At 44.2% G+C, this 23,914-nt stretch carries 21 protein-coding genes and 1 riboswitch; of the genes, 8 read left to right on the top strand and 13 right to left on the bottom strand.

Annotated elements, in window-relative coordinates; translation table 11 throughout:
• Positions 1 to 46: 46 nt before the first annotated feature.
• Positions 47 to 228: riboswitch (Lysine riboswitch) on the top strand.
• A gap of 158 nt (positions 229 to 386) precedes the next feature.
• From lysC to JK628_RS03785, 3 genes are all read left to right on the top strand, one after another.
• Entirely contained in the window at positions 387 to 1,751 is a 1,365-nt protein-coding gene (gene lysC, locus JK628_RS03775) for a lysine-sensitive aspartokinase 3 (protein ID WP_202287944.1), read from the top strand.
• 33 nt (positions 1,752 to 1,784) lie between these two features.
• Positions 1,785 to 2,891: a succinylglutamate desuccinylase/aspartoacylase family protein gene (locus JK628_RS03780; protein WP_202287945.1), complete on the top strand. Its 1,107-nt coding sequence runs from the start codon at positions 1,785 to 1,787 to the stop codon at positions 2,889 to 2,891.
• 79 nt (positions 2,892 to 2,970) lie between these two features.
• The gene (locus JK628_RS03785) at positions 2,971 to 3,444 is read left to right on the top strand and encodes a hypothetical protein (RefSeq protein ID WP_202287946.1); all 474 of its coding nucleotides are present in this window, start codon (positions 2,971 to 2,973) and stop codon (positions 3,442 to 3,444) included.
• Positions 3,445 to 3,557: 113 nt separating this feature from the next.
• Here JK628_RS03785 and JK628_RS03790 read toward each other — a convergent pair whose 3' ends face one another.
• The 8 genes from JK628_RS03790 to JK628_RS03825 form a co-directional block, all read right to left on the bottom strand.
• Complete coding sequence (locus tag JK628_RS03790; RefSeq protein WP_202287947.1) at positions 3,558 to 7,499, bottom strand: rhombosortase-dependent M36 family metallopeptidase; 3,942 nt, start codon at positions 7,497 to 7,499, stop codon at positions 3,558 to 3,560.
• Between the two features lie 562 nt (positions 7,500 to 8,061).
• Complete coding sequence (gene asnC / locus JK628_RS03795; protein WP_202287948.1) at positions 8,062 to 8,523, bottom strand: transcriptional regulator AsnC; 462 nt, start codon at positions 8,521 to 8,523, stop codon at positions 8,062 to 8,064.
• An 88-nt stretch (positions 8,524 to 8,611) separates the two neighbouring features.
• Complete coding sequence (gene rluA / locus JK628_RS03800; protein WP_202287949.1) at positions 8,612 to 9,289, bottom strand: bifunctional tRNA pseudouridine(32) synthase/23S rRNA pseudouridine(746) synthase RluA; 678 nt, start codon at positions 9,287 to 9,289, stop codon at positions 8,612 to 8,614.
• A gap of 261 nt (positions 9,290 to 9,550) precedes the next feature.
• Positions 9,551 to 10,300 (bottom strand): DUF2182 domain-containing protein, encoded by a 750-nt coding sequence (locus JK628_RS03805; protein WP_202287950.1) that lies wholly within the window; start codon positions 10,298 to 10,300, stop codon positions 9,551 to 9,553.
• Complete coding sequence (locus tag JK628_RS03810) at positions 10,293 to 10,919, bottom strand: DUF1326 domain-containing protein (protein WP_202287951.1); 627 nt, start codon at positions 10,917 to 10,919, stop codon at positions 10,293 to 10,295. The genes JK628_RS03805 and JK628_RS03810 overlap by 8 nt, the downstream gene beginning before the upstream one ends.
• Positions 10,920 to 11,198: 279 nt before the next feature.
• On the bottom strand, positions 11,199 to 11,489 hold the full coding sequence (locus JK628_RS03815; RefSeq protein ID WP_202289702.1) for a hypothetical protein: 291 nt from the start codon (positions 11,487 to 11,489) through the stop codon (positions 11,199 to 11,201).
• A gap of 27 nt (positions 11,490 to 11,516) precedes the next feature.
• The gene (locus JK628_RS03820; protein ID WP_202287952.1) at positions 11,517 to 12,056 is read right to left on the bottom strand and encodes a class I SAM-dependent methyltransferase; all 540 of its coding nucleotides are present in this window, start codon (positions 12,054 to 12,056) and stop codon (positions 11,517 to 11,519) included.
• Positions 12,031 to 12,441: a hypothetical protein gene (locus JK628_RS03825; RefSeq protein WP_202287953.1), complete on the bottom strand. Its 411-nt coding sequence runs from the start codon at positions 12,439 to 12,441 to the stop codon at positions 12,031 to 12,033. Before JK628_RS03825 ends, JK628_RS03820 begins: the two co-directional genes overlap by 26 nt.
• Before the next feature lie 442 nt (positions 12,442 to 12,883).
• Between JK628_RS03825 and JK628_RS03830 the strand changes: the two genes are divergently transcribed.
• Together JK628_RS03830 and JK628_RS03835 are read left to right on the top strand one after the other, a co-directional pair.
• On the top strand, positions 12,884 to 13,873 hold the full coding sequence (locus JK628_RS03830) for a 2-hydroxyacid dehydrogenase (RefSeq protein ID WP_202287954.1): 990 nt from the start codon (positions 12,884 to 12,886) through the stop codon (positions 13,871 to 13,873).
• Positions 13,874 to 14,074: 201 nt separating this feature from the next.
• Positions 14,075 to 14,812, top strand: a complete 738-nt coding sequence (locus JK628_RS03835; RefSeq protein WP_202287955.1) for a dienelactone hydrolase family protein — start codon at positions 14,075 to 14,077, stop codon at positions 14,810 to 14,812.
• A gap of 75 nt (positions 14,813 to 14,887) precedes the next feature.
• On the opposite strand, the gene JK628_RS03840 is transcribed toward JK628_RS03835, so the two are convergent.
• Positions 14,888 to 15,412 carry a DUF3332 domain-containing protein gene (locus tag JK628_RS03840; RefSeq protein ID WP_202287956.1) on the bottom strand — a complete coding sequence of 175 codons (525 nt, stop codon included), beginning with the start codon at positions 15,410 to 15,412 and terminating at the stop codon, positions 14,888 to 14,890.
• A gap of 276 nt (positions 15,413 to 15,688) precedes the next feature.
• Here JK628_RS03840 and JK628_RS03845 point away from each other — a divergent pair, with 276 nt between their 5' ends.
• Positions 15,689 to 16,432, top strand: coding sequence for a spermidine synthase (locus JK628_RS03845; RefSeq protein WP_202287957.1), 744 nt, complete (start codon positions 15,689 to 15,691; stop codon positions 16,430 to 16,432).
• 50 nt (positions 16,433 to 16,482) lie between these two features.
• Here JK628_RS03845 and JK628_RS03850 read toward each other — a convergent pair whose 3' ends face one another.
• The 4 genes from JK628_RS03850 to JK628_RS03865 form a co-directional block, all read right to left on the bottom strand.
• Positions 16,483 to 17,481, bottom strand: a complete 999-nt coding sequence (locus JK628_RS03850) for an MBL fold metallo-hydrolase (protein ID WP_202287958.1) — start codon at positions 17,479 to 17,481, stop codon at positions 16,483 to 16,485.
• Positions 17,482 to 17,495: 14 nt separating this feature from the next.
• Entirely contained in the window at positions 17,496 to 19,433 is a 1,938-nt protein-coding gene (locus JK628_RS03855) for a TonB-dependent receptor domain-containing protein (RefSeq protein ID WP_237524133.1), read from the bottom strand.
• Between the two features lie 128 nt (positions 19,434 to 19,561).
• On the bottom strand, positions 19,562 to 20,500 hold the full coding sequence (locus tag JK628_RS03860) for a LysR family transcriptional regulator (protein WP_202287959.1): 939 nt from the start codon (positions 20,498 to 20,500) through the stop codon (positions 19,562 to 19,564).
• A gap of 67 nt (positions 20,501 to 20,567) precedes the next feature.
• Complete coding sequence (locus JK628_RS03865) at positions 20,568 to 21,293, bottom strand: FadR/GntR family transcriptional regulator (RefSeq protein WP_202287960.1); 726 nt, start codon at positions 21,291 to 21,293, stop codon at positions 20,568 to 20,570.
• Positions 21,294 to 21,782: 489 nt separating this feature from the next.
• Between JK628_RS03865 and JK628_RS03870 the strand changes: the two genes are divergently transcribed.
• Positions 21,783 to 23,462: an FAD-dependent oxidoreductase gene (locus JK628_RS03870; RefSeq protein WP_202287961.1), complete on the top strand. Its 1,680-nt coding sequence runs from the start codon at positions 21,783 to 21,785 to the stop codon at positions 23,460 to 23,462.
• 71 nt (positions 23,463 to 23,533) lie between these two features.
• Complete coding sequence (locus tag JK628_RS03875; protein ID WP_202287962.1) at positions 23,534 to 23,887, top strand: cytochrome c3 family protein; 354 nt, start codon at positions 23,534 to 23,536, stop codon at positions 23,885 to 23,887.
• The last annotated feature ends 27 nt before the right edge of the window (positions 23,888 to 23,914 follow it).

Raw genomic sequence — 23,914 nt, forward strand, 5'->3', positions numbered from 1 at the left:
TAGCGTAATTTATATACTTTTCACTTTCTTGATTTGTATACAGATTGAGTACAGAAGAGGAGCGTTAACTAGGTAATGAATGATAGGGGACCAAACCCCATTGACCATTCATGATGGAGATTGACGCCGAGATACATAAAACGATTTGGAACTGTCTTATGTATTGGTCGCTCAGGCTGAATCCTGACGATTGTCACCTATTTATTATGGTGGAGAGCTTCTGGTGACGATCGCTGTTTCCCATCTCTGGGGTGCATATCTTAGCACCAGGCTCTTCGAACGAAGTTAGTTCGGAGCTTATTCATGCTTTTTTTCAAGTTAGTTTTCAAGCCAGTTTTAAACAATACCTTATCCACACTGTGCCCACTTAATGTGGAGGCATCTTTATGTCTGTAATCCACGGTTTAACTGTTGCTAAGTTTGGTGGCACCTCTGTTGCCGATTACGACGCTATGCATCGCTGTGCCGATATCATCATCAATAACTCAGCAACTAAAGTTGTGGTAGTTAGTGCGTCTAGTGGCGTAACGAATAAGCTTGTGGCGTTAACTCAAGCGACAACAACGGGCGAGCAAAGTAAACAGCTGATTAAGCAGATCGCTTCAATTCAATATCAGATCCTCGACAGGTTAGGCAATCCAACGGATGTAGCCGCAAAAATTGACGCGGTACTCAGCCATATCGCCGTTTTAGCTGAGCGATTAGTGTTAACACGTAGCAAGGCGGTTATGGATGAACTGTTATCTCAGGGAGAGATGTGTTCATCGCTGTTTTTTGCTGCGGTACTTCGAGAAAAAGGTGCATCAGCCTCGGCATTTGACGTTCGCCAGGTGTTGCGTACCGATGGTCATCATGGTCGTGCAGAGCCACAAATTGAGTCCATTGCTCAACTTGCTGAAGAACATTTAGCGCCATTGTTGAGTTCTCAAGTAATAGTTACCCAAGGTTTTATAGGGGCTGATGAAGAGGGAGCAACCACGACTTTGGGGCGTGGCGGCAGTGATTATTCAGCAGCACTATTAGCAGAAGCGCTGCGGGCAACCGCGGTTGAGATCTGGACTGATGTTGCAGGGATCTACACCACTGATCCAAGACTTGCACCCAATGCTAAGCCTATTGCTGAAATCAGCTTTAATGAAGCGGCTGAGATGGCCACTTTTGGCGCCAAGGTTCTGCATCCTGCTACTATTTTGCCCGCGGTACGGCAAAAAATTCAAGTCTTTGTGGGATCTAGCTGGGCGCCCGAGCAGGGAGGGACGTGGATCCGTCATCAAGTGTCCGATGAGCCAGTATATCGAGCAGTAGCTGTAAGAAGAGATCAAACATTATTGAACCTGCACAGCTTGCAAATGTTGCATGCGCAAGGGTTTCTAGCCGAGACGTTTGCAACACTAGCACGGCATAAAATCAGTGTTGATTTAATCACTACCTCAGAGGTTAATGTGGCATTAACACTAGATAAAACCGGATCAGATTCAAGTGGTCATGGTTTATTGAGTGAGCCATTGTTGCAAGAGTTGTCGCTGCATTGCCGGGTTCGTGTTGAAGATGGTTTAGCACTGGTAGCGATTATTGGTAATAAAATTGCTTCAACGGCGGGTGTATGTCGCCGAGTGTTTGAGGTTCTTGAGCCGCATAACGTGCGCATGATCTGCCAAGGGGCTAGCCCTCATAATCTGTGCGTACTGGTAGAGGAAGCTGAGGCAGCTGATGTCATTCGCGCCTTGCATGAAAACTTATTTGAATCTTAAACCACTGTTGAAGCAGGGAATAGAGTACACAAAATGAAATTTACCCAATCTAGCCTCAATGTTGGCGAGCTTGCGACGGGGCAAGAGCTGAGTATTCCGGTGTACCATTTAGCAGCAAAAGATCCATCTGCGCCCAAAGTGTTCGTGCAAGCCAACGTTCACGGAGCTGAAGTGCAGGGCAATGCGGTTATTTTTCAGTTGTTGAAGCAGTTGGAAAATATGGATGTGCAAGGTGAAGTGACCTTACTACCGCTTGCCAACCCTTTGGGGATAAATCAAAAGAGTGGTGAGTTTACACTCGGGCGTTTTGATCCCATTACTGGGGTGAACTGGAATCGAGAGTATCTAGAACACTCCTTTGATATTCCAACATGGTATCAGCAACATTGCGATCTAGATAACGGGCAGCTGGCAGAGGCATTTAGGGCTCATCTGCTTGCCTCTTGTGAGGCTCATTTAGCCAACCCTTGGGGCGTTACCACGGGGAAGCGATTAGCGATAAGCTTACAAATGCTGGCCCATCAGGCTGATATTGTCATTGACCTACATACAGGCCCTAAGTCTTGTAAGCATCTCTATTGTCCGGAGTACGAACGCAGCTCGGCACGATTCTTTTCTATCCCCTATAGCCTTATCATCCCTAACAGTTTTGGCGGCGCGATGGATGAAGCCGCATTTTGTCCCTGGTGGGAGTTAGTGGAGTATGCCGCTAGTCAAGACCGAGATATGCCTGTGCCGGTATCCGCTTTTACGCTGGAACTCGCAAGCCAAGAGCGTATTGATATGGAAGATGCCTTAGAGGATGCGATGGGCATTTTGGCATATTTTAGTCATCGTGGCGTGATCATGGATAGAGTGGTTCCAGCTGATATGGATCGCTTTGGTTGTTTACTCGAAGACTATAAAAAATATTACGCCCCTAAAGGCGGCCTAGTTGAGTACCTAGCTCAACCAGGAGTGCCGTTAAAAGCTGGCGCTCCGCTGGCCAATATTCTCAGGCTTGACTGCTATGGGACCAAAGAGGAACTAACCTCTTTGCAGCTTGAGCAAGACTGTGTGCCTATTCTTCATTTTGCCTCAGCTTCAGTCTATCAAGGGACGGAGCTTTATAAGTTGATGACCAATCTGTTTGAGCTTTAATATCATCCACTAGGTAAGGGCTGTTTAATGTTATGCTAATGTTTAAATAAAACATTATCGATAAAGGATGGTGCGAATTATGCGACTAATCCCACTATGCGCAGTGTTATTGCTAGCTGCGGGTTGCACTGCTGACAAAGCGACTCAAAATAAGAATGTGGAAGCTAAAGTGACTAAAGTCGCTGAGGTTGAAGCCATCGCTATAGGCAGAGATAAGATATCGGCAAGTCATTCGATTAGCTTCCAGCTAAACGGCGGTAAGTTTTTTGCGGAGTCTACTTTTTTAACCAAAGGAACTCGGGTCTTCAACCCCGAAATGAGCCAGGGCGGAGTGTTAAAAGGTAGTTTTGTCGTTCAAAGCGAGATTGGAGTGGATGAGCAGAAGAAGCTTTTTTATATTGAGCAGATAGCGGCAGAAACTTACCGACTAATACCAATGGGCGAAAATGTTGACCTGTTAGTCTTGTATAAATCATTACAACAGGATGTCAGCTTACGTACAGTCGAAATTGAAATAGATTATAGCCGCCCTATAGAAAGGGACGAATACTAATACCTCTTCAAGTTAGCTAATGATAGGCAATAAAAAAGCCATAACTTTCGTTATGGCTTTTAGTTATCTGTTACATTTCTCAATACATTTGATAATTGTCGATTATAGCAGGCTTACTTGCGGCGACGGAACGCTGCAAATGGCAGTAGCATCAATGCTATCCAGCCCATAGAGCCACCGCTTGAAGAGTTCGATGCTGGCTTGGCAACTTCTGGAACATCCTTAACGTAAACTTTGATTTCAGATACGACATCGTCTGTACCATCATTTACCGTTAGGTTGAACTCCAAGGTTTCGCTGCTAGCGACTGTTGGTGCAATAAAGGTCGCTTCGTGAGTATCAGCTCCCGTTAATGTTGCTGATGTGCCAGCTGTTTGTACCCAGCTATATGTATGGCTATCAGCTGCATTAGCATCGACAATGACTGACGATAGCGTAACAGAATCACCTTCATTAACGCTTGAAGCGCTTGCGCTTATTGAGACGTTAGGTAAGCGATTGTCACAAGCATTGGTATCACCAGCGATTTGTGTATGGAACACATTAGAAGTGATATTGCTGAATGTAACGTTATCGACAATCCAACCAAATGAGTTAGTGTTGCTATCAGATACAATACGGAAGCGGAATTGAACTTCATTGCCATTCAGTGCCGTGCCAAAGTTAAGTGATTCGGTCTCTCCTGGAATAGGTAAATTACCTGTAAATGCTTTTCTACCCGGTAACAGGTTTTCAAGCTCAGCAGAGTAACCTGTGCCACCAAATACGCCCCCCATTTCTGTTACATCTGCCCACTCGCCGCCATTGACACGTATTTCAACAACGCCACCATCATACTCGGTTTCGATTTGATAGAATTGGAACCAGCTCACGCTGAAATCGCCGCCATATCCAACAGTAAATGGTTTAGTCTCAAAGGCTACATCAGATGTAAAGCCGTTGTTTCTAATGTACATGTACTGCTCGCCAACAGGGAAGTAGCTTGTATAGCGTGAATCAAGTGACGAAGTGCCTTCTGCTAGCTCTCCACCGCTTAGCACCACTTCTTGGAAGTCGGCTAGGCCTGAGTAATCTTCCATATCGCTGGTAGACATACTGTTTTCAATATCTTTACTTGCAAAGTCCATGTTTACAGCTGTACTTAGGATATAGTCAGCTGGTTTGATATCTTCATCGAGATCAGGGAAAGATAACTCGAAAGTGACTTCGTCGGCAGTGCTTGCTTCATCTAATGTAAATTCAATCGGAGTACTCGTCGCATCATTATATGGAAGTACGTTAGAGAAACTGACTTTGCCTTCATTCGCTAAAGTGACTTTATGATCACTGGTGACTTTAACAACAGCATCGATAGTTTCAAATACTTCGCTACCTTTGTTGGCGACTGTAAATGAGATGGTAGCAGTTTCACCTTTATCGACGATGCCATCTTTTGAGCAGTAACCTACAGTCATGCCTTCGTAATCGGCATCGATTTCATGATCGGCAACAATGAATTTTGCCAGTGTTGCTTCGTACGATTCAACAACACCCGTGTGCTTTTTGTCATGACGAGCTGGCGATACTGCTCCAAAACCCATACCGCGGCGCGCAAACGCTGCCATGATTAATTCGTAGTCCGCCACATCGTTTGCATAGGCTGCAGCAAGAATTGCATCACGAGCTTCAGTATAGGTTGGTGCGACTGGAGTCATCTTATAACCAGTAACGAGATAGTCCATCATCAAGCTACGCGCTTCAGCAAAAGAATGGCGCTCATCATTGATAAGGGCTACATAGCTATCCCAAAGCATTGCTGCCCATGGTTCACCAGCATCATGTACTTCTGCGTTTCCGTACTGATCTGGACCAGTACCGTTACCTAATTCAACATTGGCAAAGGTGAGTGGGTTAACTTTCATATCAGTACTATACGGGTAGTTACGAATACCTGTGTAGAAAGACCCTACGTAAGATACTGCAGCGTATGCTTTCTGGAACATTTCGTTGCCTTCAAGCATTGCATCGTCTGCTTCAGAAACTAACAATAGTGCGTGGAAGTCACCCCAACCTTCACCCATTGAGCGACCTTGCTGGTTATATAGACCTGAAGCGTTGCCTACTAAACGGTTAGAGATGTAATGTCCCCATTCATGGGCAACAATTGCATTATCCCAAGAACTTGCCTTGTAAGGCTTTTGGTTAAACATCGACACAGTGACGTCTTCACCACCATCAAGTAAAGCATCGATAGCTTTAGCATCATTGAGTGATAATCCCATGCTTGGGATTGTCACTGTATCATCACTGCCACCCATTGGAGCGGGCTCAGTTGTACCAGAATTATTAGCAATTAATACCGCGATTGCACCGGCATCCTGCGCGTGCTTAACTTTCTGGGTAAACGCACAAGCGCCGCGATCAATTAGTGCTATATTGCCTGCTATCTCGACTCCGTTGGTGGTTGCTTCACAACCATCTTTAACAGTGCCGTCAATTGTTCCGCCTTCACCGTCATCAGTTAAAATTGACCCATCGTCGACACGAACAATAGAGCCTGAAAGGTCAAATTGACCTTGTCCAAAGCTAGCTCGCTGCGATGAGAGAAGTAAGCCTACAGAGTCATCAGAGGTTACCGTTACACCGTAATGTTCACCAACAACGGCATCTTTGCTATCCCAAAGGTACATTTGCATACGTGGCGATGCACCATCAGCAGGTGTGCTCATATTGGCGTTATTAAAGCCGGAGTTATCTTGCACTTCTGCACGTATTGGGTCGCCCTCAACACCACCACGGTCAAAGTTTAGTGCTTGTGCATTACCTGATGCTTCATCAAAGCCATGATCGTAGAAAGTATCATGTAAGTAGTTGTTAATATAGAAAAGATTAACGATTGCTGCTTTACGGTTATTGACAGAGCTTTCTGCTTCTTCAGTGTTGTATTTATAGTCGAACGAGTTAGCACTAGTCACTTCAGCAGCAAAGTCACCATTAGAGAATCCATCTGGTGCGATAGCATCCACATAAGCATTAACGTTATTACCTGAAGTGGTAGTGGCATCAGCTGCAAGCCAAGCATCTTTAGTGCTGATAGGGCCATGGGTCATTGTCACCATTGGTGCATCAAGGTATGCAGTGGCGTCAACTTGTTCTGCGCTTGCCGCTGGAATCACATTGCCGTGTGGGCTGTCCCAAGGTACACCCGTTTCATCTGCATATACACGGTAGTTAAAAGCTGAATCTTCAGAAGTTAAGTTGTGTTTGAACAGTACTTCCTCTGTATTGGCGTCGATAATGAAACTGTAGAATTCAGAATCAACACTTTCAGAATCTGCAACTTCTAGCTCAACATAATGAGCTGCAACGAGGTCACCTTTCTTATCGAAGTAAACTTTTTTAGCTCTAGGTTCTCCAACTATTTGTTTGGAACCTGATGCATTTGAGCTTAAATATGATTGATACTTTTTAGAGTCAGAATCTACAGCTGTTAGAGTGACTAAATTGCCGCCCATGTCCGAGAATGCAGTGTTAATGGCCGTAGAAGCTTCGCCAAAGTTGTGCTGAATACCGGTAATACTGTTGTTTGAGTGAGAAACGTTAGCAAATTTACCAGAACTGGCGACAAGGTTGAATTCACGATCCATCATGATGTTTACTTCATGATTAAATACTTCAACGCCATTAATCTCTTGGCTGTATTTAGCAACTGAAGCCCCGCGACCATTATCATGCATGCTGGTCAATACCGCTTTTGCAGCACCTTTATTAGCAGATGAAATTCCAGTAACTTTATTTAGGTAGTAGTCTGCAGCCGTTGCAGCTTTGTACTTTTGTTCTAGAGCGCCTAATGCGGGTGCTTGCTGGCCTTTTTTAGCCCACTGAAAGGTAGCCTTACCTGATTTTGCATCATATTGATCGCGCATACCGCTGATGCTTGATGTTGTCACTTGCGACTGATGTGCGACAGTTTGAGGTATTTGGCTAATAGTTGCATTGCTTGCAGAAGCTGCAACCGCGTAGGTAGCCGATGAAATAAGCGCAGCCGAAATGGCTATTGATAGTTTAGTTTTCACAACGATTTCCTTGTCAATTTTGTTGTAACTCCAAGACCTACGTGGGTTTTGGTTATTTTTATTTGTTGGTTTTTTGTTATGGTTGCGCTGTTGTATCCACAGGCTACCACCGGCTTTGTAACACAAAAGACTTATTTTAGTAACAAATGTGTTAAAAAAGGTCGTAATTAGCGTTTTTGTTGATACATTCGACTGATTTTTGAGCCGTGATTATGGGTTGGCTAACAGAAAGCTAGCTATAGCAGGGGGTTGAACTAGTAAAAAGTATATTTGTGTTGTTTGCTATTCAATGAAGTGACAACTGATAATCTGGGCTGGTAATGGAAGAATGGAACATTGGCTTTACAGGTGGATAGTTATTGTCGCTATTTTTCTGCTTTATTTCGATATTTTATATAAATTTAATAGAAAGTACTGCCTAATTTGAATGCTCATAGATAGGTCTTTTGTTAACGATAGAGTTTGCTCGCAAGTCAATGCTTTCGTTTACTTCAACTCGATGATTTAAAAACGTTATTGCTACCACGCATATTGATATACGTGGTAATTCAGTCTGCAGACGTTAAGGCTTAACCGCTCTAACAATCGGGTTTTGTAGGCTAATGAGTGTTTCCGTAGATTGAATCTCATCAATCGATTGAATACGGTTAATGAGAACATGCTGCAGTCCATCAATGGATTGGCACATCACTTTGACAAACACGCTGTAATTCCCTGTGGTGTAATACGCTTCGACTACCTCTTCAAGTGCATTTAGCTTAGATATGGCTGCGGGATAATCGCCAGCGCTTTTTAAGTTAATACCGATAAAACAGCAGACATCATAGCCAAGCGCTTTCGGATTGACGGTGATTTGAGCCCCGGTGATTATTCCTGCTTGCTTCATTTTTTCGACGCGAACGTGGATCGTGCCAGCGCTTACACCAAATCGCTTAGCAAGCTCAGCAAATGGGGTGCGTGCTTCCTGCATAAGTGCAGAAAGAATTTGATTGTCGAGAGCATCTCTTTGAAATGAGGTTTCCATAATAAATACGCATATTATTTAAGGGAGTTGTAAGTAATTTACGTATTTTTGTATGGATAATCTAGTGATTTATGCTTTTAATGGTGAATTATTGCTCTGGCTCAGCATCCATAAAAGGTGCTTCACAACTAAATGTCATACTCTCTTTGGTATAAGGGTGAGTAATCGTTAATGATTGGGCATGTAGTAATAAACGCGCTGCTAAGCGTTTCGCTAACGGATCAGCATAAAAATTATCGCCCAAAATAGGGTGGCCTAATGCCATCATATGTACCCGTAGTTGGTGAGAGCGGCCGGTGATGGGGGTGAGCTTGACCAAGGTCGAACGTTTGTCACGGCTGACAACATCGTAATGTGTCTGTGATGCTTTGCCAATTTTATGGTCGACCTTTTGTTTGGGTCGATTAGGCCAGTCACAAATCAGTGGCAGGTTAACGGTGCCTGTGTCTGCTTTTACATGGCCCGCAACGCGTGCATAGTAAGTTTTAGCGGTTTCACGGTCTCGAAATTGTCGCTTAAGTTCAGATTCTGCGCTGCGCAGTAGTGCTACCACAATGACGCCAGAGGTGGCCATATCGAGCCGATGCACAATCTTAGCGTCTGGGTACTCGGCTAATACGCGACTATAGGTACTATCATGATGCTCAGGCGCCCGGCCAGGCACAGATAATAGGCCTGAGGGCTTGTTGACTACCATTATATCTTTGTCTTGATGCAAAATATCGAGCCAAGGGGTCGTCGGCGGTGAGTATACGAAATCAGTCATGATAGAACCTTTTTGAAAATGCGCCGCAAAGATACCTCTTTGGCTGTTCTTCATGCAAGTAGATTATCATTTTTGGGTTAACTATCGATGGTATTTGGACAAAGCCTACACTCTATGCTGGCTGCAAGATGATGTCGCCAATGGCGCTTTTATCAGAGGCTAAACTGATACCGCTATGAACGTAAATCATTTCCTGCGCTGTGTAACAAGATCAAGCGGGTTTGTTATTGAATAATGGGGCTGGTAAAACCAAAGTCAGCGTTAAATCAAGTAATAAAAGCCGGCCGCAACTAATATGCAACCAATCACCCGACTCGAAAACCTGCCAAAAGGCAGTAGCTTCTCCAGCATCACCAATAAGGTAAGCAACAATATCCATTTAAGGTTCATCACTCCGGTTGCAAACAGCAATGCCATAAGAAACCAGCAACAACCTAAGCAATACTGTCCATGCTTAAAGCCCATCCAGATAGCGCCATCTATACCCTCTCGCCATTGGCTGCTAATAAAGCTAATGGGCGAGCGACACTGGCTTAAACAGGCTTGTTTCAATGGAGTGAATTGGTATATCCCAGCGATTAAAAGCAGTGCCGCGGTAAAGGTATTATTAGCGCTGACCATCATGCTGTTAAGCAGTGATAAATGATGTAGCGCATATTGTACTAGGGTGATTATCGCACTATAGAAGCTCCAAGCGAGCAGGTAACCCAACATAAAGTATAAGCTAGGAACATAGGTGCTGTGGCGGCGTTTACGTTGTTGATTGAGCTTTTCAACTAATAAAATAACCGGCGCGGCTGATGGCAGCATCATGCCTGCCATCATGATTGCCCACATTACAAAAAGCATCGCAATATCATATAGCTGCCACTGCCGCACCGGTTCCATATTCATGCTCATTGCAAACAGCATGTAATACCAACTTAGGGTAATGGCTAAAAGTAACGTTAACGTTACTAGGCTGCGTTTGAGTCCATATGGAGATAACCATTGCTGAAACAAACTAGGCATTACTCCAGTTAACAACGGCTTTAGCAGCAAATTGACCGACATGCTCGAAGGTAACGTCGCCATAATTCATCGACATTTTATCGGTAGTTCCTATAATTCCGTCATTCCACATAAAGCCGCCATCGGGGAAGGTAATGTGGACATTTTGGTCTTCACCGGAGACTGGGTTTTTTAAGGGACGCTGCTGTGCTTCGGTTACACCTGCGATAGAAAACCATGAATGAGTATCCGAGGCATCCATTTTTATATCTTTTATAATTGGCCCTTCAAATGCACTAAAAGTGGTGGCCAAGGCTTCTAATGGCATCCCATTAGCTTGACCTGACATAATGGTCGCTAAGGCTGTAATTTGGTCATTATTGGCTGCAGAGTCGATAAATAACACACCTTTACCGTTACCCTCATGCATCGCTTTAGGCCACATCGCGGCAAACACCATTTTTAACCCTGACAGATCTAAATCGCCGTAATGTCCATCAATAATCAAAAAACCCAAAATCGCTTCACAACCGCCATTCTCGCTATCTGGAAATCCACCAAATTGACAGCCACAACCATGGCTGCAGCTACAGTTTTCAATTTGATGCATCGATAAGGCCCAATCTTTAATATCCGACATATTACTTCACCTTGAATAGTCAATATTCGCTTGAGTATAGTTCAGTTGAAGTCTGTCGCTGTGGGGGCGAACCGGATGAGTTGATGCATCAAACAGGCATTAGCAGTAAACAATACAACTTTCACTATTATTCAATCGTCTAGGGTGATATCTATGCTCAAATTTCATTGATAGAATAAATTTGTCTATTAACGACTAATGACCAGCGAAAAGGTGATTTACCCTCAGTTGGAGGGCTCGAACAGATTAATAAAGTGGTGTTTAAAGGCTGTAGGCGATTTATGAAAAACCACGGCCGTTGACGTGCATGATGCAAAAAGTCCACACCACAAACGCCAGTGAACAATGCACCAGTGCATAGAAAGATTGATCGAGTCGGCCCATGCTTCTGGCATCCCAAATAAGGACCAGATGGATGAATATCACAAGGGGAAATAGAGCTAACAGTGGGTAGAGGCTAAAAGTGCTGGCATCGCCAAAAATTAATCGACTTAACAGTGCCCAGACTACCATGGCTCCAGTAATGATCGGAGGGGCTGCAACACGATACCGCTCTGGGTAAGGAAATATCATTCGCTACTCATCCTTAGCTGCTGTTTACATTGGTTTTTGCGCGATTATCTGTGCTTTGTAACTTGCATTTGCTAATTCACCCATTAGACCCTCAGAGTAATGTAGCCAGCGCCAGTTAGCAAATAAAGCTTTTAATTCGCCCGCTTTGAGTAAGAAGTTTGGATTACGCGGTCGACCTATGGTGGCTTGCTCTGTGGTAAATGTTTCGTAGATGATTAAACCGCCGGGCTTTATAGCATCAATTATCTGCGAGAAGAGCGGCCGGTGTAAGTAGTTAAACACCACAATCACATCATAGCGGTTAACGGGGAGTGTGGGCGCATCGTTAGTTTCGAGATCCCACTCTAATAATGAGATATTAGCGCTGTCATCACTCTGCTCAAGTCGACTTAAATCGCGATCCAAATAGGTAACTTGGCAGCCTTGCTCTGCAAACCAATTGCCATTTCGACCGGTGCCACAGGCTAAGTCCAGCACGTGACTACTTGCTGAAACCAAGCCTTTGAGTTCCGTAGATTGGCTAATTAACGCTGCGGTTTTAGCCTTTAACTTCTTTTCTGCCATCTATTCTGCGTCCATGTACAATTGAAAAGTGTCTGAGGCCTGCAGGCCCATGCGAGACAACAACCGACAATAACACAACCGTGATCAGCAGTTCTGGTTTATAGGTGGCCAAGGGGATGAATAGGCAGAGTAGCCCAAGTTTTACCAAGGTGAGCACCCCTTTTAATTGGATCAGCCAGCGCCAGTCTCGAACGACTTCCCAAAGCATCATGGCTGCACCTGTGCTCATCGCCATTATCCAATAAACAAGCCATTGCTCTTTGGGTACATGCATTAAAATGCCGCCGCCGGCCCCGGTTATGCCCAAAATATGGATGGCACGTAATGCGGTTTTGGAAAAACGTTGGACCCAAAATTGTTTCTCTGTGAGTGCTTTTCTAGCCATGATTGATTGCGAGCTCCTTATTCTTTAGGCAAAGCTTATCAGCAAATGCCCTAAAGGTAAGCCGAGATTGATCACAGCTTGATTATCGAGGTCACTCACTAAGGTTGATATTGTCACGGCTGCCGCGGAGTTTTATGGCGTAATATTGACATGATAAATGTGAACCAGCGGGCAATACTGTACGATATATAGTGATAACGTATTGCTACCAGCTTTAATCACTACGGATAATCAGGGTCGTTGGTTCCTCATCCCTAAATGTTTGCCACAGGCACTTTCCTCAGCCTGTTAATAAACAGGATTAAGTTGGTAAGCGAGCTGTCAGGGGCTCGCTTTTGTTTATCTGCTGCTAAAACATATTCACCAGCTGGCGAGACAAACTTACCAATATCACATAAACTTGCTTTCCATATTATCTACTTATTTTGGATAAGGTTCTGCAATGAAAATCGGTTTTTTTAGCGCTAAGCATTACGATATGCAGCATTTTGATCGCACCAATAGCGCATTCGGTGCTGACATAGAGTATTTTGACTATCGCTTGTGCATGCAAACGGTAAAGCTTGCTGCGGGCTTTGAAGTCATTTGTGCGTTTGTAAATGACTCTCTTTGTGAAGAGGTGTTAGTGGAGCTGGCTAAAGGTGGCACTAAGATTATTGCCATGCGCTGTGCAGGCTTTAATAATGTCGGCCTAGAAGCTGCAGAGCGATTAGGTATGAAGGTGGTAAATGTTCCGGCATATTCGCCAGAATCTGTTGCCGAGCACACTGTCGCTTTGATGTTGACTCTGAATCGTAAAATCCACAAAGCATACCAACGTACCCGCGATGCTAACTTTTCACTAGAGGGCTTAGTGGGCTTTAACATGCACGGCCGCACTGTGGGTGTTATCGGCACCGGTAAAATAGGTTTGGCGACCATAAAAGTCCTACAAGGCTTTGGTTGTAAAGTGATTGCACATGACCCATTTCCAAGCCAAGCCGTAGTTGAATTAGGCGTTGAGTATGTGACGCTTGATGAGATGTACCCTGTCTGCGATGTGATTAGTTTGCACTGCCCATTAATGGCAGATAATCACCACCTACTGAGTGAGAAAAGCTTTGCTAAAATGAAGCCAGGTGTGATGGTGATTAACACTAGCCGTGGCGGCCTACTAAACGCACTCGATGCGATGGAAGCCCTTAAAACTGGCCAGTTAGGTTCACTAGGGCTTGATGTTTATGAGAATGAAAAAGAGTTGTTCTTCGAAGATAAATCGAGTGAAATTATTCAAGATGATGTGTTTAGGCGTTTATCGGCCTGCCACAACGTAATCTTTACTGGTCATCAAGCTTTCTTAACGGAAGAAGCGCTAGGGGCCATCGCTGAAACGACGCTAAATAATGTTAAGCAGCTATTAGCGGGTGAGAAGTGTCCTAACGAACTGTTTTAAACGTTCGCGCATTGACCATAAAGCAGAATCCTCTTTTTTATTGCTAGCAATAAAGTCGGTTCTGCTTTTTTGTGGCTAAAAAACGCTAGCTGTTTTAGGCTAGAGCCTGATGTATAACTGAAACATGCTGGTTACTTGACGTAATATCTTGCTAGGTTTAAATAATCAGCGTCTACGACTGAATCTAAGGAAAGAAAGCCGATGATCATCACCCAGGAAACCCATGATATTGCGACTGCCACAGGTACGATGCGAACTTACCTCTATCGCCCTGATTGTGAAGGTCAGTTTGCAACGATTATCTTCTACTCTGAAATTTTTCAGCAAACAGCGCCTATTGCACGTGCAGCTGCCATACTTGCAGCCCATGGTTTTGTGGTGCTGGTGCCAGAGGTGTTTCATGAGTTAAACCCACTGGGCACGGTGCTGGCTTACGATGATGCTGGTAAAGATAAAGGTAATGCTGATAAATTTGCAAAATCGTTAGAGCATCACGACAGTGACACCGAAGCCTTAGTCGATTTTGCCCGAAGTCTCAGCTTTTGTAGCAGTCATGTCGGCAGTATGGGGGTTTGTATTGGCGGCCACTTGGCTTACCGAGCGGGATTAAACCCTGACATTCAGGGAGCATTCTGTTTATACCCAACCGATATCCATTCCAATACATTGCCTTGTCAAAAAGGCAACGATTCACTATCGCGTACCGCAGATATTGCGGCAGAGTTAGTGATGATTTTTGGTAAACAAGATCCACATGTATCCAGTGAAGGGCGCAAGCTTATTTACGCTAAGCTTGAAGCGACTGAGTGCAACTTTAGTTGGCTAGAGGTTAATGCGCAGCACGCATTTATGCGTGATGAAGGTGAGCGATATGACGCTGCTATTGCGTTGCAAATGTACCTAAAAGCGGTGGCGTTTTTTCAACGAACCTTGAAATAGGCTTTTGGGTATTTTAGGAAAGAAAGGGCGAACACAGTTCACCCTTTTTTATCTTTTCGACTTAAGCAGCAGTCATTAGCCTCGCTGGTAATTTACCAGTTCATCTAAATCTACTCGTGCGATAAAGCTGTCATCTAAATAAAAGTCGACATGCTTATCTTGCTTGATACCAGACATCAGCTGTTGGCTGCCATCTTCATAGGTTAGTACCATCAATAGCGTGTTTTCATCTTTTGCTTCTAAGGTCGCTCTAGTCAGCTTTACATCGGTTAGAGGCGCTTTAGTTAAGTCATCGTCTAAATGCTGGTTTACCTTAAAGATGGCTTCCACTGGCATATCGACCACTGCAGGTGATTTTCCGGTTACCGGGTTAGTGCCAGTCCAGAACTCGACGCTATTAATGATAAATAGATCTGCTGTGGCGGCAATGCCGTAAATTGGGCTCATTAATACGAAGAGACCCGCACGGCCGTAACGGTTGTCTACCGCGCTTAAGTTACCCTTGGTCACCATTGCACTGAGCCCCATCTGTCCCATACAACCACTTAGTTGACTGGTGAGTAATACGGTTAATGCAAGCGCTGATATTTTCTTTTTCATTTATAGATTCAAGTCATTTAAGCAGGGGGCTGATTGTATGCATTAGTGCAAAATGAAATGAGATCTTGGTCGCGTTTCAGTGTTAGTTATTGGTTTTAACTGTTAGCTAGATTGATGACGTTGATGATTGCTATGGCTGGATGCTTTAACGCTTGCGTAGTTGTGTTTAATTGGTGGGCTTAATGTTGGTGCAGTGTGGGTTAGCCGTGGCAGGTAACGGGCATTCTATTGGCGCTTAATTTAACGCATAATAGCGCTCCGATTACTGGAGAACCCATGTCTGATTACCAAGTATTACATCAAACCGAAGATGAATATGGCCCACTTATTGTTCTAGACGATAAAGAGGCGAGGATTCTAGCGTTTGCAGAAAACGATGAGCAAAGTAAATTACTCAAAGCAGCGCCGCATATTCCGCAGCACACTTATGTGCAAGCGATGTTACTGGTATTGCTCTATAGCCAACCTAAAAGTGCCATTGTACTGGGGTTAGGCGGAGGCGGACTTATTCATGCTCTGCGTCATTTCGATGCTGGAATTAAGCTGACTGCCGTCGAGCTTCGAGCTGATGTGATTGAAATTGCCAAGCGCTATTTTCAGTTACCCCTTAGCAAAAAGCTAAAGCTGATCAATCAAGATGCGACTCAGTTTTTAACGCTTGGCGACCACAAACGAGTTGATATTATTTTTACCGATATCTATAGCGCCGAAGGTGTTGATGCGGCGCAGGTATCAGAAGCATTTATCGCCCAATGTGCAGCGTTAATAAAAGCCGATGGTTATCTGGTGTTGAATTGCTGGAAAGAACACAGCAAAAACCGAGAGCTATTAGCCTATCTTGAGCTGCATTTTGTTGAAGTTAGAGCCTGTTTAACCGGTAGCGCAAACTGGGTGGTAATTGCTGGCAAGGCAAAACGAGAGATCAGTGCCAGCGGATTAAAGCAGCAAGCGCAAGCACTGTCTCAGAAGCTTGATTTTCAGTTGGGCCGATCGCTTACCCGTTTTGATGTCTGGCAGTAGCCCAGCTTTTTACCAAAAGTGAAGAGAAGTGAGACCGTGATACTGATGTACTAATCTCTAGCGCTCTCGTCGATTCGTAATACCTGCGCATAAGTGCATTTATTTAGCATATCAAAGGCTTTCAGTGCTTGTTGCTTGCCAATAACAAACGGATGAGGTTCACTTTTTTTACGTGTAAGCATAGCTGGAAAACGTTCTCTTGAGCCGTCAATAGAAGGGTGATTAGACAGAAAAATATCAACACCTGCTGTCTCCGCTATCCCTTTAAAACGTTCTGCCGTTTGGCTGTAGGTTAGAATTCTCTCTCTATCAGAGCCGTAGTTTAGCCCAGTTCCACCCCACAGGCTGACCATGTGTTGCTGGCCATTATCAAACACTGGAAAGATGAGCGAGATAGTGCCCGGCGTATGACCTGGAGTGACATGTACGCTTACCTTAGTATCGCCGAGTTCTAGGGGCTCACCGTCCTTAATCGTGATATCGCGAGTTGGTCTTTTCCCCCAGCGGGGGCTGGAAAAATCGAGCTCCGGCTGCTCTAGCCGAGTCCACTCTATGTGACTCATGACTAACCTAGGCTGGTACTTTTTCACTAAAAATTCTTGCCCACCATAGTGGTCGCCATGACCATGGGTAATGATGAGGTACTTTAAATCATTAGGATCTAAGCCAAGCTCGATAAGGCCTTGCTCAATGTACTTTTCTGCTTCACTGTTATTGTTGAGCGCATCAATCAGAATGAGGCCTTTATCAGTCTTAAGTACCCAGCTCGAGACACCGCCAGTACCAACAAAATACAAGTTGTCAAAAACCTGTGTTGGCGCTACTGGCGCAGAACGGGTGCGCTTTCTCTTTGGTTTCTTCTCTGATGCTGCAGGTCTGGTACGTATTGCCGCATTACGCAGCGGTGTTTCGATGTCACAAATACGTACTAAGCCTGGAAATACACCGGCGTGTTGCATTCCCTTTTCTGCATAATCTTTTGCCGTTAATGTTTCCGCAGTTACGGGTAAGGCCAAGCAGTAGAGTATCCCCATTAGGTAACTTTTCATGTAAACCTCAATAATTAAAATTTAGTTTCTGCAGCAATCCAGTAACGGCGGCCATCTTCAACATAGCCGTACTCTTCGTAGGTTACTTGCTTGTCGAGTAGGTTATAAATACCAAACATGAGTTTGATATTTGTGGTGGCTTGCCAGTTTCCACCTAGATCAACATAGGTGGCTGATGGAGCTTGTACTGCTCTAGAACTCAGGGTGCTGGCCTGGCTCTCTTTACCTCTATAACTGGCTCTGAGCCAAACATTAGTATCATCATCGATGGCCCAATTGCTGTTAGCCGTAAACAGATGAAGCGGGATCTGCGTTAAAGGTAATCCCTGATTATCTCCCGTTTTTTGCTCAGAATAGGTATAGGCATATGAGGCGTTGAAAGAGATGTCATCAGTGAGGCTTTTAGCTAAAGTAAATTCGGCACCATAAGTGATGGCATCATCGATATTAACGTTGTGACGGGTATCCTCTGCACCACAGACAGACATGGGACAATTTACTAAATTGATCTTATCCGAGAAGTCGTTATGGAAAACAGTCAAGCTGCTGGATAGGTCATTGTCGCTTAAATAGTAAATACCCATTTCAGTGTTGACTGAGATTTCAGGTTTTAAATCAGGGTTACCATAAATATCGCCGCCACGACTTTCTTGCACCCAATCTTGTGACATATCCCTTAGATCAGGGGCACGGTAGCCAGTCGATATTCCTGTTTTAAGGGTCCAGTTATCGTTGACTGTCCACACTCCGTAAACACGTGGGCTTAAATGGGTGTCAAACTGCTCGTTATTGTCAAAGCGTAGACCCATGGTGAGGGTAAAGTTGTCGGTTAGCCACCATTCATCTTCTGCAAAAACAGACCATTGTTTGTTCTCGATTGTTTCTTGATTATCTTGTAAATCTTCTGATTCTAATGTGGCTCCCACCGATAGCAGATGTGCATCTAATGGCAGGCTCCATTGGGTGTTGAAGGTGACATTGTCTGTGGTGATTGCACGACCGACATTTTCAACTGATTCACTTTGAAGATACGAAGTTGCCGTGCCCCAGTCATAATCCCCGCGGTGGGTTAATGACATAGAGTTACGATTATTATCGGTTTGAGTTGATTTACTGCTTTCAGGTAATGATTTTCCAGAAGTGGAAATACGAGTTTGCTCTTGTTTGGTAAAATCAAAGCTAAATTGATCTTGTTCAGAAGCCGATAAGTGCACTGAACCACGATAGTTCTTGAGCTGTTTCTCGCCGTAGCCACGCTCGATATCGTCTTCAACTCGATCTTGATAAAGACTGGAGAGTGAGGCACTTAATAGCCCTGGGATGATTGGGCCTGCAACATAGAGTTGACCTTGGTAATAATTACCTGAATCTTGGTTTTCTTGTACGGTGGCTTCAACGCGTAGGTTACCCTGCCATTGCTGGTAATCCTTCTTAGTGATGATGTTGATCACTCCGCCCATGGCATCTGAACCATACAGCGTTGACATAGGTCCGCGGATCACTTCAATACGTTCAATGGCTTCTAAAGGTGGTAACCAATCTTGCTCAAATCCGCCACTGCCACTTGGCTGTGTTTCACGGCCTGATTGTTTTTTACCGTCAACAAGCAATGCGGTGTACTCTGCAGGCATGCCCCTGACTGAAATATCTTGTCTTGCACCACCGCCCGTAACAGTGACTCCCGGAATATCTTTAAGTGCGTCAGTGAGGTCTTTATAGGCGCGGTTCTCAATCTCTTGACGGTCAATCACACTAATGGATGCTGGAGCGTCATTGATACTTTGTTCGTGCCCCGATGCAGTAACAACCATGCGTTCCATTATTTGTTGTACGCCAGTATCTATGTCAGAAGGGGTTTCTGCTGATGCTATTGCCGACAGTGGCAGCATCAGACTGATAGAGATAAAGAACTTTCGCTTAGTATGCAGCGGGAAATAGCAAAAATGTGACATGGCGCAACTTAATGAGAGTGGGATTGATAATAATTCTCATTAGGCGTGTTTGATGATTGTTTTACAAGTTATTTTGTATTACTAGAGCTGAATATGACTATCCACAAACTGGATAGTGAGCTGGTAGTTTATGCATAAATGTCTTTGTCTGCATACAGTTCTTTGAATAAAGACCGTATCCAAGCACAGGCCGGATCGTCATGAAAACGTTTATGCCAGTATAGATAGACATGTATAAAATGTAGCTTTAATTCTGGCGGTACATCGCGGGTTATCAATCGACTGTCATTACAGGCATCGGTAGCAAAAGGTGTGGGCACATGAAAGATAATATCGGTTTGTGCTGCAATATTTGGCGCCGCACCAAAGTTACTCAGCTGTATGGGTACAGATAGCTGACGCTTTTTATCGGCTAAACCCAACTCTTTATATTTATACTCCAGCGATAGTGTTTTTTCGCCCTGTAGTGATATTTGGCCAAACTGGTATTCACGCAATTTTTCAGCGCTAATATCTTGATTGGCCAATGGGTGATTTTTACTCATTAACAAACTAAAGTTACGTTTAGCGATTAACATGCTATGGATGTTTTGTTCGGCGCTAGATGGCCGATGGGATGAAAGTGCAAAGTGCACATCGCCGTCAATGAGTGCCTGAAAGTGGCGTTTTGGGGTGCTATCAAGACTGACAACCATATTGGGTGCTCGCTTGCGGATTAGCTCAATAACATTAGGCATTAAGCTATTAATCTGTGGCTGCAGCCCGTAAAAACTCACGGTACTATTAACGCTTTTAGGATCAAAAGTTTGCTTATGAACAAGTTTCTCGACGCTATTAATCACAGCTGAAATATCTTGCTTAACCGTTTCAGCCTTTGGAGTTAGCTCGTAGCCATAGTTGGTTCGAACGAGTAATTCATCATCAAAAAATGCTCTCATTTTATGCAGAGTTCGGCTTACGGATGACTGGCTCATATTCAGTGATAGAGCAGTGTTGGAGACATGCTTTTCTTCTAGTAGGCGCTTTAAAACAAATAATAAATTTAGATCTAGCTGAGATGCACCCATTAATTTTACAACTCCAATGAACTGCCTGATAACATTCGGTCAATTTGCTACGGTGAGGCAGCCATAATCAAGGGTTTGACTTAGTTTGTCTGTAGTCGTTTTCGATACCCTCGAGCAATAATAGAAACTCTAGCAGATGTTCTCTCATCGCTGTTTCAGCACCCGCTTCATCGCCTGTTATCACTGCATCAATAATAGCATTATGCATCCCGGGTGGATGTATTTTGTCCGTGTCTGGCTGAAACTGGCTCGCAATACTCCCCACTAACTGAATTAAGGACTTATCTATTGCGGTCAAAAAACGGTTATTACACATATCTGCAAGTAGATAGTGCACTCGACTTCTGAGCATGACAGTTTCGGGATACTCCAAGGTACTGCTCTCATTATCGTTAGCTTCTATTAATAGTTTTGCCTGCTTTGGAGTGCAATGTTTTGCCGCTAGGCCAGCGACAATAGGCTCTATTGATAAGCGGGCTTGACAAATTTCATCAAAAGACATGTTACCCAAAAAAAACAAGTCCTTACAATCATTGCTCAGCCTTTCAAAGGTCAACTCTTTTACGAAAGCGCCACCTGTTGCACCCTGTTTGATCTCTACAAGTCCACGGGCCTCTAATGCCTTTATCGCTTCACGAACAACGGTTCGACTTACCATAAACGTCTCGATCAGTTCTCGCTCAGACGGCAGCTTGTCTCCGGCGAAATAACGCCCTTCAAAAATAGCATGTCGAAGTTGCTTAGAAACTTCATCGGAAGCCTTTACCTTCTTGATTGGTTGGAAGTTATTCAAGACAGATCCTGTAAGTTAGAGACACACAAAATTATATCACAGCCGCCATAGCACAAAGTAGCCCCCTTCAAAAAAGACCTAAACGCGACTAACAAAGCTGATGTTTTGGTTGATGATTTTGTTCAAAACAGATCATTTTCATCCAAGTTTGTGAATATTAGAACATTATAAAATTAGAAAATTAGCGCATTACAATCTTGTCACTTATCAGGTCACAAAATAACTTTTTATTGAGAGCTACTGCAAATATGTAACATATAAACCTTTTTGTCATATGTTATATGTCATACATTTAAATCGTGAAAGGTTTGACGCATATTTAGCCAGTGCAGTGCTATTAAGCAGCGACTTTCTCAAACTCGCATGCTACTGCGAATCTAATTTCTGAAGTAAGTAGAACAGAGAAGCTCTTACGCTTATGGCCAGATCCTGTGTCGCTGCAAACGATGTTGCATCCAGCGTAAACCGCAAGAGTAAAAGGAATATAAAATGACAAAAGAAAATTCACGTAAAGCCAAAGAGATCGATCAGTACACAGCTAACGTTCTGCAAAACGGTATTTCCCGTCGAAGCTTTCTAACCCGCGCAGCAATGGGGACAGGTGCTGTGGCATTTACTGGGTTAACAGGTGGTGCAGCCGAAGCTGCAACCGCTGCTGACACTGCAAACATGGCTAAAAGTGCTGATGGTGGGGCAACGCTCGACTTTATGCCGAAGCCTAAACTCATTGCTGACAGCCAAATTTCTTCGACTCAAACTTTTGATGTCGTAGTAGTGGGGGCGGGTGCCTCTGGTGTTCCTGCTGCACTATCTGCTGCAGAAAACGGTGCCAAAGTCGCTGTGCTGCAAAAGCAGTCGATTGTTGTATCTCAGGGAAATACTGGCTCTGGTCTTGATTTAGCTAATTGCGATAAGGCTGCAGTGGAAGCCATGGTATCTCGCTTAATGGGCGACAGTGCTCACCGCTGTAGTCCTGAGCTCATTAGAGAGTGGGCTTATAACTCTGGGGAAGCTATTTCTTGGGTTATCGACCGTGCTAAAAAAGGTGGCGCTCAAGTACAGGACCAAGGAACTAAAGTTCAACACGGTATTCACGGTGTAACAGAGCATAAACTGAATTTTGTGACTTCCTACTTTGGGCCCAAGCCTTATACCGCGGGTGACGGCATGCGTGACCTTGCCAAAACGGCTGTAAAAGCGGGCGTTAAGTTCTTCTTTAACACCCCCGCCAACCAACTTATTCAAGATGCTAGCGGCAAAGTTATTGGTGTCATCGCGCAAAATCGTGATGGTTCTTACCATAAGTTTATGGCTAAAAAAGGTGTCATTTTATCTGCTGGTGATTATCAGAACAACGAAGCTATGTGTAACTTCTTTATCCCAGATTTGAAGAACTTCGAACGCAAACAGATGGATCGTACTGGTGACGGTTTCTCGATGGCTTATTGGGCTGGTGGAGTTATCGAGCCCATTGGTCACACTAAAATGTTGCATGACTTTGATGCTGGTCCAGCCTCTATGTGCGACATGCCTTTTCTTGCTGTTAACCGCAAAGGCAATCGTTTCGTCAATGAAACTGTTGCAATGTCATTGATGAATAATTACTTACGTGATGAAGAAAACGCAGGTAACTACTCGCAAGTCTTTGACTCAAACTACATGGAACAAGCTGCTGACTGGCCGGGCAAATTATATTCGCCTGAAGAGATGAAAAAGTACATGCCTGAAGACCCAGCAGAGAAAAAGGGTGTATATGCATCTCAAACCAATACCTACTCCGCCAATACCTTGGAAGAGCTTGCAGTCAAGCTCGAATGCGATCCTAAAACATTCGTTGCGAATATTAAGCGTTACAACGAGTTATGTGAAACAGGTAAAGACGACGATTTTGGTAAACCTTCATCAAAGATGCTGCCAATCGTCAAAGCACCTTTCTATGGCATTCACCGCCGCATGCGTATTTCAACCCTTTGCTCTGGAATGTTAGTCGATAAGAACCACCAAGCACTCGATGCTGACGGTAGCAAGATTGGTGGTCTATTTGTCATCGGTAATTTAGGGGGGGGCTTCTACGGTGGCGTTGATTACCCATTGACTGTTTTCGGTTTATCACTGGGTCGTTGCTACACCTTTGGTTACTTGGCCGGTAAGTACGTCGCCAAGCTATAGCGCCTTAGCATCACCGACTGTGGCTACCTGTTATTTGGGCTGCCTTCCAAACGAAATTATGGAATAAAAAAATGAAAAAATTAACACTCCACAACATAGTGCTTGCTCTTGCATTAGGTTTCTTTGCAAGTGGCGCCATCGCTGCTGATAGTCAGTTGCTAGAGGTGACTCACAAAGCTGCTGGGCTTGTGTGTAACGATTGCCATAGCAAAAACAAAAAAGAACAAGTGCGTATTACTAAATGCTTAGAGTGCCATGACACACAAGCGCTTGCTGAAACAACGGCAGATTTTGAGCCAACGAACCCTCATAAAAACCGTCACTTCGATACTGAAACTAACTGTAGTTACTGTCACCACCAACACAAAGAGTCTGAAAACTACTGCAGTGGCTGCCACCTTCGATTTGATTTCGTTACACCTTAATCGAGAACAATAGACTTGAGACTTGAT

Source organism: Shewanella sp. KX20019, assembly GCF_016757755.1.
In the GTDB taxonomy this organism is placed as follows: domain Bacteria; phylum Pseudomonadota; class Gammaproteobacteria; order Enterobacterales; family Shewanellaceae; genus Shewanella.